Source organism: Micromonospora sediminimaris, from assembly GCF_016863575.1.
In the GTDB taxonomy this organism is placed as follows: domain Bacteria; phylum Actinomycetota; class Actinomycetes; order Mycobacteriales; family Micromonosporaceae; genus Micromonospora; species Micromonospora sediminimaris.
Window position 1 is genome coordinate 25135 of the sequence record NZ_BOPD01000050.1, and the last position, 11764, is coordinate 36898.

Here is an 11764-nt window from a genome sequence, read left to right on the forward strand (position 1 = left end):
CTCCGGCGACCCTCGCTGTCATCCCAGCCTGTCACAGGCGCACCACGCTCGGTGTCCCCGACCGCCGTCCATCGTGGCCTGGGCGCTGCCGGTTACCGTGCCACCCATGGGAGCGACCCCCTTCGCCGCCGGCCGTGACGCCGACGTGTACGCCCTCGACGGCGGCCGGGTGCTGCGCCGCTACCGCGACGGCACCGACGTCGCCGTCGAGGCCCGATTCATGTCCCACCTGCACGCCGCCGGATTCCCGGTGCCCCGGGTGGACCGCGCCGACGGTGCGGACCTGGTCATGCAGCGGGTGACCGGACCGACGATGCTCCAGGCGCTGGTCGACGGCACGACCGAGGTCGACGCCGCCGCCCGGATCCTCGCCGGCCTGCACCGCCGGCTGCACACCGTGCCACCACTGCCGGGCGCGTCCGCAGACGAGCGGATCCTGCACCTGGACCTGCACCCGGAAAACGTGATCCTCGCGCCGAGCGGTCCGGTGCTCGTCGACTGGCGCAACGTGCGCCACGGCCCACCCGGTCTGGACGTCGCCATGACCGCGCTGATCCTCGCCCAGGTCGCCGTCGACCCCGATCAGCCGATGGCCGACGCCGCCGCTGCCGCCCTGCGGACCTACCTGCTGGTGATCCGCGAGCATGCCGTACCGCTCGTCGCCGAGGCCCTGGCGATCCGGCGCGCCAACCCCACCCAGACCGCCACCGAACTCGCGCTGCTCGACACCGCGGCGGCCCTGCTCACCTCCTGACTCGCGGCTCTTGCGCTTGTGGTCGCCGGGATGCCCTTCTTGTCGGCTGTGCGGCGGCAGAAAGTGCAAGATCTGTGACGGGGGTGGTTGGGAGGGTAGGGTCCGGTCGTTGGCGTGGGGTGGGAGGTGGGATGGGTCGGGAGCATGTCGACGTGCTCATCGTCGGCGCCGGTCTCTCCGGCATCGGAGCCGCCTGCCACCTGCGGCGTCGCCACCCGGGCCGGACCTACGCCCTGGTCGAGGCGCGCGACGCGATCGGGGGCACCTGGGACCTGTTCCGCTATCCCGGGGTTCGTTCGGACTCGGACATGTTCACCCTCGGCTACTCGTTTGCGCCGTGGACCGCCCCGAAGAGCCTCGCCGACGGCGACACCATCCGCGACTACCTGCGGCGTACGGCCGACGAGCACGACGTCACCCGACACATCCGGTTCCGGCACCGCGTCCAGCGGGCCGACTGGGACAGCCAACGGGCCCGCTGGACGGTGCAGGTACGCCGCGAGGACACCGCGGAGACCGTCGTACTGACCTGCTCGTTCCTGTACGCCTGCACCGGCTACTACCGGTACGAGGCGGGCCACACGCCGCACTTCACCGGCCAGGAGCGGTTCACCGGCCGGATCGTGCATCCGCAGCAGTGGCCCGCAGCCCTCGACCTCACCGGCCAGCGGGTGGTGGTCATCGGCAGCGGCGCCACCGCCGTGACGCTGGTGCCGGCGCTGGCCCGGCAGGCGGCCCGGGTGACGATGCTGCAACGCTCACCGACGTACCTGCTGGCGCTCTCCTCCCGCGACCGGCTCGCCGACGCCGTGCGGCGGCTGTTGCCGGCGCGCCTGGCGCACCAGACCGTGCGCTGGAAGAACATTTTGCTCGCCACGGCCAACTACCAGCTCAGCCGGCGCGCCCCCGGGCTGGTGCGCGGGCTGCTGCGGCGGGGTGCGGCCCGTCGACTGCCCGCCGGCTTCGATGTCGAACGCCACTTCACCCCCCGCTACGACCCGTGGGACCAGCGGCTGTGCGTGGTTCCCGACGGTGACCTGTTCCGCGTGCTCTCCGACGGGCGGGCCGAGCTGGTCACCGACACCGTGGACTCCTTCACCGCCCGGGGAATCCGGCTCGCCTCGGGTCGGGAACTGCCCGCCGACGTGGTGGTCACCGCCACCGGGCTGGACCTGCTCGCCCTCGGCGGGATCGCCCTGCGGGTGGACGGGGTGGAGGTGGATCTGCCGGAGACCGTCGCGTACCAGGGGATGATGCTCTCCGGGGTGCCGAACTTCGCCATGACCATCGGCTACACCAACGCCTCCTGGACGCTCAAGGCCGATCTGGTGGCCGGCTACGTGTGCCGGCTGCTGCGTCACCTGGACCGCACCGGAACCCAGATCGTCACCCCGCTCGCCTCGCCACCAGGCCCGCGTACGCCGTTGATCGGCCTCACCTCCGGTTACGTGCGCCGCGGCGTCGGCAGGCTGCCCCGCCAGGGCACCCGGGCACCGTGGCGGCTGCACCAGAACTACCTGCGTGACCTGCTGCCCATGCGGTACGGGCGGCTGACCGACCCCAACGTCCGGTTCGACCGGGCCGGCGCGCCGCGAAGAAGCCCCGTCGATGCGTAGGTTCGCCCCAGGGGTGCGCCGGCTGCCGTCCGCGCTGGGCGCCGGCGGCGAAGCGGTGCCGATCCGTCGTCGCGGCGGTAGGTTCGCCTCCGGAGGCGAAGGCGGCAGCCTCCGCCGCGCGGCGAGGGCGAGACCGCGGGCCGGTGCCGAGTAGGAGGACAGCGTGAGCCAGCAGGTACGGGGAGTCATCTCCCGCAGCAAGGGCGCGCCCGTCGAGGTCACCGAGATCGTTGTGCCCGACCCCGGGCCGGGCGAGGCGGTGGTCCGGGTGCAGTCGTGCGGCGTCTGCCACACCGACCTGCACTACCGCGAGGGCGGCATCAACGACGACTACCCGTTCCTGCTCGGCCACGAGGCCGCCGGCATCGTCGAGCAGGTCGGCGAGGGCGTGGACGCGGTCGCACCCGGTGACTTCGTGGTGCTCAACTGGCGGGCCGTCTGCGGGGTGTGCCGGGCCTGCCGGCGCGGGCGCCCGTGGTACTGCTTCGCCACCCACAACGCCGCCCGGAAGATGACCCTCACCGACGGCACCGAACTGGCCCCGGCGCTGGGCATCGGCGCCTTCGCCGAGAAGACCCTGGTCCACGCCGGCCAGTGCACGAAGGTGGACCCGGCGGCCCGGCCGGCCGCCGTCGGGCTGCTCGGCTGCGGGGTGATGGCGGGCCTCGGCGCGGCCATGAACACCGGTGGGGTGACCCGGGGTGACTCGGTGGCGGTGATCGGCTGCGGTGGCGTCGGCGACGCGGCGGTGGCCGGCGCGGCCCTGGCCGGCGCGACGACGATCATTGCGGTGGACACCGACTCCCGCAAGCTCGACTGGGCCCGTCGGTTCGGCGCCACCCACACCGTCAACGCCTCCGAGGCCGACCCGGTGGCGGAGATCCAGGCCGCCACCGGCGGCTTCGGCGCCGACGTGGTGATCGACGCGGTCGGTCGGCCGGAAACCTGGAAGCAGGCGTTCTACGCCCGTGACCTGGCCGGCACCGTCGTGCTGGTCGGCGTGCCCACACCCGAGATGCGCGTCGAACTGCCTCTGCTGGACGTCTTCGGTCGCGGTGGCGCCCTCAAGTCCAGCTGGTACGGCGACTGCCTGCCCAGCCGTGACTTCCCGATGCTCACCGAGCTGTACCTGCAGGGCCGCCTTGACCTGGACGCCTTCGTCACCGAGGAGATCGGTCTGGACGGGGTGGAGGAGGCGTTCGACCGGATGCACCGGGGCGACGTGCTCCGCTCGGTGGTGGTCTTCTGATGGCCGCCCGGATCGACCACACGGTCACCTCCGGCACCTTCTCCCTCGACGGTCAGACCTTCGACGTGGACAACAACGTCTGGGTGGTCGGCGACGATACCGAGTGCGTCGTGATCGACGCCCCACACGACGTCGACGCCATCCTCGAGGTGGTGGCCGGGCGGCGGGTCAGCGCGATCGTCGCCACGCACGCCCACGACGACCACGTCCGAGTCGCCCCGCAACTGTCCCGGGCCACCGGCGCCCCGGTGCTGCTGCACCCCGCCGACCGGGTGCTGTGGGACATGGTGCATCCCGACGAACCACCGGGCGGCACCCTCGGCGACGACCAGGCCATCACGGCGGGCGGCACCACGCTCACCGTGCTGCACACCCCCGGGCACAGCCCCGGCGCGTGCTGCCTGTACGCCCCCGAGCTGGGCGCCGTCTTCACCGGCGACACCCTGTTCGCCGGCGGGCCGGGCGCCACCGGCCGCTCGTACAGCGACTTCGGCACCATCGTCGACTCGATCCGCGACCGGCTGCTCACCCTCCCGCCGGAGACGATGGTGCACACCGGGCACGGCGACAGCACCAGCATCGGGGCCGAGGCGCCGCAGTTGCCACAGTGGCTCGCCAGGGGGCACTGAGGGCGCTGTCGCCTCCGGCCCGGCCCGGCCCGCGAGAACCGGGATGCGGCCAGGAGCCGGTCCCGGCGAGACTGCCGGCATGTCCGTCGATCCAACACTTACCGCCGCGCAACGCGCGGCACTGCGCCACGTGCGCAAGGTGGCATTGCGTGACCGTCCCGCCGCGCTGGCGGTGATCGGGCGGGCGCTGGCATCCGTCGGCGTACGCCACGAACCGGAGCGGCTCGTCGCGGAGATCGGCCGGCAGGGACGGATCACCCTCAACTTCCACCCCGACCGGCTGCGCGCCGACGGCCGCACGGTCGCCGAGGCCCTCGCCACCGAGGGGGTCTACCGCAACCAGTTCGAGACGCGGATCTCCAACGGCGGCCTCACCGCGTACCCCGGTGGGGACCGTGACCGCTGGGAGGAGCGCCTGTTCGGCGGCGCCTACCAGCGACCGGGCGTCGGCCCGGCGGAGCGGCCGAAGTACGGCGGCCTCAATCTGCTCGACCACCCCGACGGCGCCTGCCCCCGGTTCGGTTCCTGTCACCTGCGGCTGCGTCCCGAGGTACTGGCCCGGACCACCTTCTGCTTCGGCGACAGCCACCTCGGACCGCGTGACGTCGGCACCGTCGACGTGGTCGAGCCGGTGCTGGCCGCCCTGATCGCCGCCACCACCGATACCGGCGTGTGCCTGGGCCGGCCCGGTACGGACCTGGTGACCCTGACCGGTGAACTGCTGCGTCGTCGTGAGGCGGTGGCCGCGGCACCCCGGGCCGCCGGCCGGGCCCTCGACGACTACGTCGAGGCGCAGGTGCACGGCGAGGTCCGACTGGACCGCGACGTCCTGGAACTGGTCGTCGATCCCTCGTTCCGGGGCACCGACACCGCGGCGAGGCTGATCGCCGCCGCCCACCGGTACGGCTTCCCGATCCGCTGGCACGCCGGCTTCGCGTTGCCTGTGGACCGGGTGGACGCCGAGTTTCGTGGGCCGGCGATCCCGCCGTTGGCGGCCCGGGTGCACGCCGAGTTCGGCGGGGCGGGTGAGCCGCTGCACGCCGCGCTGATCGGGCGGGCCGCGGCGTCGGTGGTGACCGACCCGGGCCGGTGGGCCGACCACGGGCCGACCACGGACAGCTTGCAGCAGCTCAAGCAGCTCTGGCACGTCCTGGTTCGGTTCGGCGAACCGTACGAGGTGTGACGCTCGCTGTCCGTTTCATCCCCACCGAGCCTGTCTGCGCCGTGACCTGGGTCGCAGCCGACCACCATCGGCACATTTCCGGAATGGCGGACTTGTCAACCGGGTTGTGTCCCCCATAGCGCCGGCTGGCAAACCTCGACCAGCTCGGCCCGTCCCCCGAGAGCGGCTCACCCCGAGCGGCTCGTACCCGATCGAAAGGGCAACCATCGTGAAGCCGGACTTCACTCGATGGCTCCCGGCCATCGCGACGATCCCGAACCGGAAGACCACGCTCAGCGTGGTGGGCGTGACCGCCCTCGCCGGACTCGCCTTCGGCCCCACGGCCGTGGCCGCACCGATCACCGCCGGTCCGCATGCCGGCGCGGTTGCGGCGATCGACCGGGCGACCGGTCGCACCAGCACCGGCGTCACCGTCGAATCCGGGCTGACCACCGCCGGCCGCACCGACAAGCCGGACGCTGGGAAGCCGACCCGGGACGAGCTGATCCCGCACGGTGTGCAGGGCGCCCAGTCGCGCGTCCCTCTCGACGACGCCCAGCGCGACAACGCCAAGACCATCATCGAGGTGGCCAAGCGCACCGGTGTCGGTGAGCGCGGTGCCGTGATCGGCATCGCCACCGCGTTGCAGGAGTCGAAGCTCTACAACCTGGGACACCTCGGCGCGTGGAACGACCACGACTCGCAGGGCCTGTTCCAGCAGCGTCCGTCCACCGGATGGGGCAGCGTGGAGCAGATCCGGGATCCTGAATACTCCTCGACCGTCTTCTTCGAGGCCCTGAAGAACGTCGGCGGCTGGCGGGAGCTGCCGCTGACCGCCGCCGCGCAGACGGTGCAGGTGTCGGCCTACCCGTTCCACTACGCGCAGTGGGAGGAGCAGGCGGCGGACATCGTCTCCCAGCTCTGGTGACACCGCAGTCAGTGACCGCCCGGCCGGCCCCGCTCGGGGGGCCGGCCGCGGCGGTGGTTGCCGATGATGTCGACGGTGGCCGCCACCAGGGCCAGCGCGATGATCGCGGCCGAGGTGAGCAGGGACCGTTCGAACGCCCGGGACCAGGCGTCCGCGCCGTCGGCCAGCGCGGAGAAGAAGACCGCGCCGACCACCGCGATGCCGGCGGCCGAGCCGATCCGCTGCCCGGTCTGCAACATCCCGGCACCACTGCCGGCCTGCGGAACCGGCACCTGCGTCAGGGTCAGCGTCTGGTTGGGAGCGATCACCAGGCCGCTGCCGATGCCGGCGACCAGCAACGGCAGCGCGGTCACCCAGGGCACCGGCGCGCGCGGCGCCAGCTCGATGGCCAGCGCGGCGAGACCGAGGCCGGTCACCACGCCGACCAGCCCGATGGCGACCAGCGGCCGGCCGTACCTGTTGACCAGCCGCCCGCCGACGGCGGACGCGACGGCTGACCCGAGCGCGAACGGGGTGATCGCCGCACCGGCGACCAGGGCGCTGTAGCCACGCCCGTTCTGCAGGTAGAGGGTGAAGATGAAGAAGATCGCGGTGAACCCGCCGAAGTAGAGCAGCGCGATCGTCGAGCCGAGGGCGTACGACCGGTGACCGAACAGCCGGACGTCGAACAGCGGCGGACCGTGCCGGGCGTACCGGCGCTCCCAGCCGACGAAGGCGGCGAGGGTGATCAGGCCGGCGGGCATCAGCAGCCACTTCGTCGCGCCGTGCCACTGCTCGCGCTGCACCAGCGGCAGCAGCACGAGCGTCACGCCGATGCCGAGCAGCAGCACGCCGACCGGGTCGAACCGGCGTTGCGCACCGCGCGGGGTGATCCGGCCGGGCAACAACCGCCAGCCGAGCAGCACCGCGACGATCCCCACCGGCACGTTGACGAAGAAGACCCACCGCCAGCCGTGTTCCGGGCCACCGGCGGCGATCAGCAGGCCGCCGAGCAACGGACCGATCGCGGTGGAGATACCGATGGTGGCACCGAGCCAGCCGAAGGGTCGGCCGCGCTCAGGCCCCGCGAACAGCTGCTGGATCAGGCCGGTCACCTGCGGGTTCACCACCCCGGCGGCGGCGCCTTGGAGGAGCCGGGCGGCGATCAGCCAGCCGGGGGACTGGGCCAGCCCGGCCAGCGCGCTGGTCAGCGTGAACAGCGCGATGCCGAAGACGAACGCGTTGCGTCGCCCGCGGACGTCACCGAAGCGCCCCGCCGGCACCAGAACCAGCCCGAAGCTCAGCGCGTACCCGGACAGCACCCATTGCAGGTCGCTCGGATCCGCCCGCAGGGCACGCTCCAGGGACGGCAGGGCCACGTTGACGATGCTGATGTCGAGCAGCGTCATGAACGCCGCGACCAGCCCCACGCCGAGGGCCTGCCAGCGCCGCCGCTCGTACGACGTGGTCCCGGACCCCGCCGAACCGTTGGGCTCCGCCGAGGTCAACCGGCCATCCGCCGGGCAAGGTGGCGGTCGTGGGGTGCGCGACCGACCGTCATGCCAGCTGCTGCGCGCAGAAGCGGGGGCCGAAGTCGAGCCCGGCCATCGGCGAATCCTCCCGATGCAGCAGGTTCTTCTCGGTCAGCAGGTGCAGCGGGGTCTGTAGTTGCTCCTCGGTCAGCCCGCACTCCTGAGCGATCATGTCCGGGTACGGTACCTGGCCGCGCGCCTCCAGGGCCGCCACCGCGTCGTACACCCGCGCCTCGACGTCCGACAGCCGCACCTCTTGCATGGTGTCCTCCTCGCGCCTCCGTCCGCCTGCGGCAGGCGGTCTGCGGCCGGCGGTTACCCGGCGCGCCGGAGAAGATGCCCGCGTCAGCGCCGGTCCCGGCCGACCGTTACCGCCGCGCGCGCCCTGGTTGATCTACCCTGCACCAGTGAGCGTCTGGGAACTCGTGGTGATCGGTGGCGGCCCTGCCGGGCTCTCCGCCGCCGCCGTCGCTGCCCGTCGAGGAGTCCGCACGCTTGTCGTCGAGCGCGCCGCGCATCCGCGCTACAAGACCTGCGGCGGTGGGTTGATCGGCACCTCGCTCGCCGCGGTGGCCGGGCGGATCGAGGTACCCGCCCACGACACGGTGGACCGGGTCACGTTCACCCTCGACGGGCGAAGCGGCTTCACCCGCCGGCATGGCGCCGGGCCGCTGGTGAGCATGGTGCGCCGGGAGGAGTTCGACGACCGGCTGCGGGCCGCCGCGGTGGCCGCCGGGGCCGAGGTCCGCGAGCGGGCGACCGTCCGGTCGGTGGAGCAGGACCCCGATGTCGTACGCCTGCGACTGGCCGACGGCGAGCTGCTCCTGGCCCGTACGGTCATCGGCGCCGACGGCTCGTCCGGGGTCAGCGGACGGCACGTCGGGGTACGTCACCGCCAGGTGGATCTGGGGCTGGAGCTGGAGCTGCCGGTGCCGCCGGCCGAGCAGGCCCGGTGGCGGAGTCGGGTGCTGCTCGACTGGGGGCCGCTGCCCGGTTCGTACGCCTGGGTGTTCCCGAAGGGAGATCGGCTCACCGTCGGTGTGATCGCCGGCCGGGGGGAGGGGGAGCGGACCCGGGAGTACCTGCGGAGGTTCGTCGATCGTCTCGGGTTGGCCCACGTCTCGCCGATCCATGACTCGGGTCACCTGACCCGCTGCCGGACCGACGACTCGCCGCTGCGGCGCGGGCGGGTGCTGGTGGTCGGCGACGCCGCCGGCCTGTTGGAGCCCTGGACCAGGGAGGGGATCAGCTACGCGCTGCGCTCCGGCGAGCTTGCCGGTGCGGCGGTGGCCGGCGCTGATCTCGCCGGCTACGAGCGGTCGGTGACCGAGCGCCTCGTCCCGGCCATGCGGGCCGGGCAGCGGCTGCTCGACGTCTTCTCCCAGCGACCGGCGCTCTGCCACAGGTTGCTCGCCACGCCGCCGGGCTGGCGTGCGTTCACCCGGTTCTGCCTGGGCCGGGCCGAGTTCGACGAGTTGCTCGGCCGGGTACCGGTCCGGGCCGCGCTGGCGTTGGCGGATCGCCTGCCCGCACCGAGGCGCCGCGTCGCCGCACGACTGTCCGACTGACGACTGGATGGCTGGCCCTGCCGGCGCGGTGGCGGCCCTCGCCGCGGTCCGCGACCGCATGCGGGACCAGCCATCCAGGATCCTAGGATGCCTTACCGGTGGTGACGCACCGCACCGCGACCCGTACTCGTCGAGAGCCCGTGTCGTCGCGGCGACCAGACGGTTTCCACCGAGTTCGCCCGGGTAGGGGCTTGCGGGAGCGCAACCCCACGATCCCGGGCGAGGAGACCTCCGTGAGCGAGACGCAGCACACCCCGCAGGACCCGACCGAGCAGTACGGCCAGCAGTCAGGTCAGCCGAACCAGCAGCAGAGCCCACCGGGTCGTACCGGCGACATGACGCCCGAGCCGGATCACGGAGAGGACTCCTATCGGGGCACCGGCAAGCTTGACGGCAAGAAGGCGGTGATCACCGGCGGCGACTCGGGCATCGGCCGGGCGGTCGCCATCGCGTACGCCCGGGAGGGCGCCGACGTGCTGATCTCCTATCTCAGCGAGGAGGAGGACGCGGACGCCCGGGAGACGGTGCGCCTCATCGAGGCCGCCGGTCGCAAGGGTGTGGCGGTCCGGGGTGACATCGCCGACGAGCGCAACTGTGAGACGTTGATCGAGCGGGCGGTGCGTGACCTGGGTGGCATCGACATCCTGGTGAACAACGCGGCGTACCAGATGGCGCAGGACAAGGGCATCGCCGGCATCAGCACCGAGCAGTTCGACCGGGTGTTCAAGACCAATCTGTACGCGATGTTCTGGCTGTGCAAGGCGGCGTTGCCGCATCTGGGCGAGGGGTCCACGATCATCAACACGTCCTCGATCCAGGCGTTCGACCCGTCACCGCAGTTGCTCGACTACGCCACCACCAAGGCGGGGATCGCGAACTTCACAAAGGCTCTCGCCGCCGATCTGGTCGATCGGGGCATCCGGGTCAACGCGGTGGCGCCGGGTCCGATCTGGACGCCGCTGATCCCGGCGACCATGCCGGAAGGGAAGGTCGAGCAGTTCGGCACCGACACCCCGGTCGGTCGGCCTGGTCAGCCGGCGGAGCTGGCGCCTGCGTACGTCTTCTTCGCCTCGCAGGAGTCGAGCTTCATCACCGGCGAGGTCCTGGGCGTCACCGGTGGCCGCTTCACCAAGTGAGGTCCCCGTCGACGCGGTGCTCCCGCCGGCTCGGTGTGGGTCGGCGGGGCCGGGTCAGCGGGGCCAGGCGGCCAGGTGCCGCCGGACCTGGGCGATGTCGGCGGGGTCGAGGCCGTAGCGGGTGAATCGGGCGTCGGGGATCCGGTCGAGGTACCGGCCGGCCGCCCGTACGTCGTCGTCATCGAGGGCGGGATCGAGCTGGCGGGCGAGTTCCAGCAGCTCCGCGACGGACCGGTGCTCCAGGGCGGAGGCCACGTCGATGTAGTCGCGTACCTCGCGACGGTTGACCAGGGCGGCGGTCTTGTTGGCGATGAGGTCCCGCACGTCCATGACCGGACCGAGGTCCATCACCACCGGGCTGCGGTGTCGGTCGAGCCGGGCCAGGCTGAGGCGGATGCGCCGCTCGTCCCGGCCGACGACGAAGTCCCGCAGATCCCGGTCGAAGCCGTCGAACAGGTCACCGAGGTCGCTGTCCGGATCGGCGTCGACCACCTCGAACCCGGCGCGTTCCAGCGCAACCCGGACGTCGGCCGCTGCCGCGGCGGCGGCGCCCTCCACGTCGGCGAAGAGGTCGACGTCCTCGGTGGGGCGGGTGACCAGTCCGTGCGCGGCCCAGGCCACTCCGCCACCGAGAACGAAGCGGTGCGGCCCGGCGACGGTCAACGCGACCCGGGCGACCTCCCGGTAGAGCTCGTGTGGGTGTGCGTCGGGGGTCGCGTCGGTCACGCCGACCGAAGCCCCTGGTGTCGGCTCTCCCACGCGAGGCGTACGCCCCGGGGCAGGTTGAGCAGCTGCCACACCCGGCGCAGCGTCCGCCCGTTGACCAGACGGCGCAGGTCGTCGACGCTCGTGGTCTCGCGCAGCACGTTCTCGTAGAGCCAGAGCAACTGGTCGGGGTCGGCCAGGTCGAACGCGCGGTCGGCGCACCACATCAGCCGTACCGGCAGTTCCACCACCCCTCGGGTGGGCCCACGCAGCTCGGCGAGCGTCCTGGCCACCACGGCGGGACGGCCGGGCCGGGCCAGGTGCGCCACGCCGGTCATGGTGGGGGAGACCGCCTGCATGCTGTCAGGGTAACCCCAGATCGGGTCGGGGCGGTCCGATGACCTGTCCCTGGTGTGGCAGTCGGTGACCCTGTTTGGGGCATTTTGTCGTCGCGGGCGGGCCCCGTCCGAATGTGCCGGGTGTGTCCGGTTCCGCCGGTTCCTGTC

Annotated in this window: 12 protein-coding genes; 8 read left to right on the top strand and 4 right to left on the bottom strand. The window is 72.5% G+C overall.

Features of this window, described 5'->3' with window-relative positions; all coding sequences use genetic code 11:
- Positions 1–106: 106 nt before the first annotated feature.
- The 6 genes from Vse01_RS27870 to Vse01_RS27895 all read left to right on the top strand — a co-directional run bounded on the left by Vse01_RS27870 (position 107) and on the right by Vse01_RS27895 (position 6338).
- Positions 107–754 carry a phosphotransferase gene (locus Vse01_RS27870; RefSeq protein ID WP_093405562.1) on the top strand — a complete coding sequence of 216 codons (648 nt, stop codon included), beginning with the start codon at positions 107–109 and terminating at the stop codon, positions 752–754.
- Between the two features lie 131 nt (positions 755–885).
- The gene (locus tag Vse01_RS27875; RefSeq protein ID WP_093405559.1) at positions 886–2370 is read left to right on the top strand and encodes a flavin-containing monooxygenase; all 1485 of its coding nucleotides are present in this window, start codon (positions 886–888) and stop codon (positions 2368–2370) included.
- Positions 2371–2533: 163 nt separating this feature from the next.
- Complete coding sequence (locus Vse01_RS27880) at positions 2534–3619, top strand: S-(hydroxymethyl)mycothiol dehydrogenase (protein ID WP_093405557.1); 1086 nt, start codon at positions 2534–2536, stop codon at positions 3617–3619.
- The gene (locus tag Vse01_RS27885; RefSeq protein ID WP_093405554.1) at positions 3619–4248 is read left to right on the top strand and encodes an MBL fold metallo-hydrolase; all 630 of its coding nucleotides are present in this window, start codon (positions 3619–3621) and stop codon (positions 4246–4248) included. The genes Vse01_RS27880 and Vse01_RS27885 overlap by 1 nt, the downstream gene beginning before the upstream one ends.
- Before the next feature lie 79 nt (positions 4249–4327).
- Positions 4328–5431: a DUF3626 domain-containing protein gene (locus Vse01_RS27890; RefSeq protein WP_093405553.1), complete on the top strand. Its 1104-nt coding sequence runs from the start codon at positions 4328–4330 to the stop codon at positions 5429–5431.
- A gap of 208 nt (positions 5432–5639) precedes the next feature.
- The gene (locus tag Vse01_RS27895; RefSeq protein ID WP_093405550.1) at positions 5640–6338 is read left to right on the top strand and encodes a hypothetical protein; all 699 of its coding nucleotides are present in this window, start codon (positions 5640–5642) and stop codon (positions 6336–6338) included.
- A gap of 8 nt (positions 6339–6346) precedes the next feature.
- Here Vse01_RS27895 and Vse01_RS27900 read toward each other — a convergent pair whose 3' ends face one another.
- Both Vse01_RS27900 and Vse01_RS27905 read right to left on the bottom strand, forming a co-directional pair.
- Complete coding sequence (locus Vse01_RS27900) at positions 6347–7825, bottom strand: MFS transporter (RefSeq protein ID WP_275415547.1); 1479 nt, start codon at positions 7823–7825, stop codon at positions 6347–6349.
- 49 nt (positions 7826–7874) lie between these two features.
- Positions 7875–8111 (bottom strand): hypothetical protein, encoded by a 237-nt coding sequence (locus Vse01_RS27905; protein ID WP_093405548.1) that lies wholly within the window; start codon positions 8109–8111, stop codon positions 7875–7877.
- 145 nt (positions 8112–8256) lie between these two features.
- Between Vse01_RS27905 and Vse01_RS27910 the strand changes: the two genes are divergently transcribed.
- Both Vse01_RS27910 and Vse01_RS27915 read left to right on the top strand, forming a co-directional pair.
- A complete protein-coding gene (locus tag Vse01_RS27910; protein ID WP_093405546.1) occupies positions 8257–9417 on the top strand; it encodes a geranylgeranyl reductase family protein in 1161 nt (386 codons plus the stop codon).
- Between the two features lie 233 nt (positions 9418–9650).
- On the top strand, positions 9651–10553 hold the full coding sequence (locus tag Vse01_RS27915; protein WP_093406075.1) for an SDR family oxidoreductase: 903 nt from the start codon (positions 9651–9653) through the stop codon (positions 10551–10553).
- Positions 10554–10607: 54 nt separating this feature from the next.
- Here the strand turns inward: Vse01_RS27915 and Vse01_RS27920 are convergent, their stop codons facing one another.
- Together Vse01_RS27920 and Vse01_RS27925 are read right to left on the bottom strand one after the other, a co-directional pair.
- Positions 10608–11279 carry a nucleotidyl transferase AbiEii/AbiGii toxin family protein gene (locus Vse01_RS27920; RefSeq protein ID WP_232511275.1) on the bottom strand — a complete coding sequence of 224 codons (672 nt, stop codon included), beginning with the start codon at positions 11277–11279 and terminating at the stop codon, positions 10608–10610.
- Positions 11276–11617, bottom strand: coding sequence for a hypothetical protein (locus tag Vse01_RS27925; RefSeq protein WP_093405541.1), 342 nt, complete (start codon positions 11615–11617; stop codon positions 11276–11278). The genes Vse01_RS27920 and Vse01_RS27925 overlap by 4 nt, the downstream gene beginning before the upstream one ends.
- Positions 11618–11764: the final 147 nt, after the last annotated feature.

Excerpts from the sequence above, each read along its gene's own strand:
- Vse01_RS27890 (WP_093405553.1), top strand. The coding sequence starts at position 4,328 with ATGTCCGTCGATCCAACACTTACCGCCGCGCAACGCGCGGCACTGCGC.
- Vse01_RS27905 (WP_093405548.1), bottom strand. The coding sequence starts at position 8,111 with ATGCAAGAGGTGCGGCTGTCGGACGTCGAGGCGCGGGTGTACGACGCG.
- Vse01_RS27925 (WP_093405541.1), bottom strand. The coding sequence starts at position 11,617 with ATGCAGGCGGTCTCCCCCACCATGACCGGCGTGGCGCACCTGGCCCGG.
- Vse01_RS27870 (WP_093405562.1), top strand. The coding sequence starts at position 107 with ATGGGAGCGACCCCCTTCGCCGCCGGCCGTGACGCCGACGTGTACGCC.
- Vse01_RS27875 (WP_093405559.1), top strand. The coding sequence starts at position 886 with ATGGGTCGGGAGCATGTCGACGTGCTCATCGTCGGCGCCGGTCTCTCC.
- Vse01_RS27885 (WP_093405554.1), top strand. The coding sequence starts at position 3,619 with ATGGCCGCCCGGATCGACCACACGGTCACCTCCGGCACCTTCTCCCTC.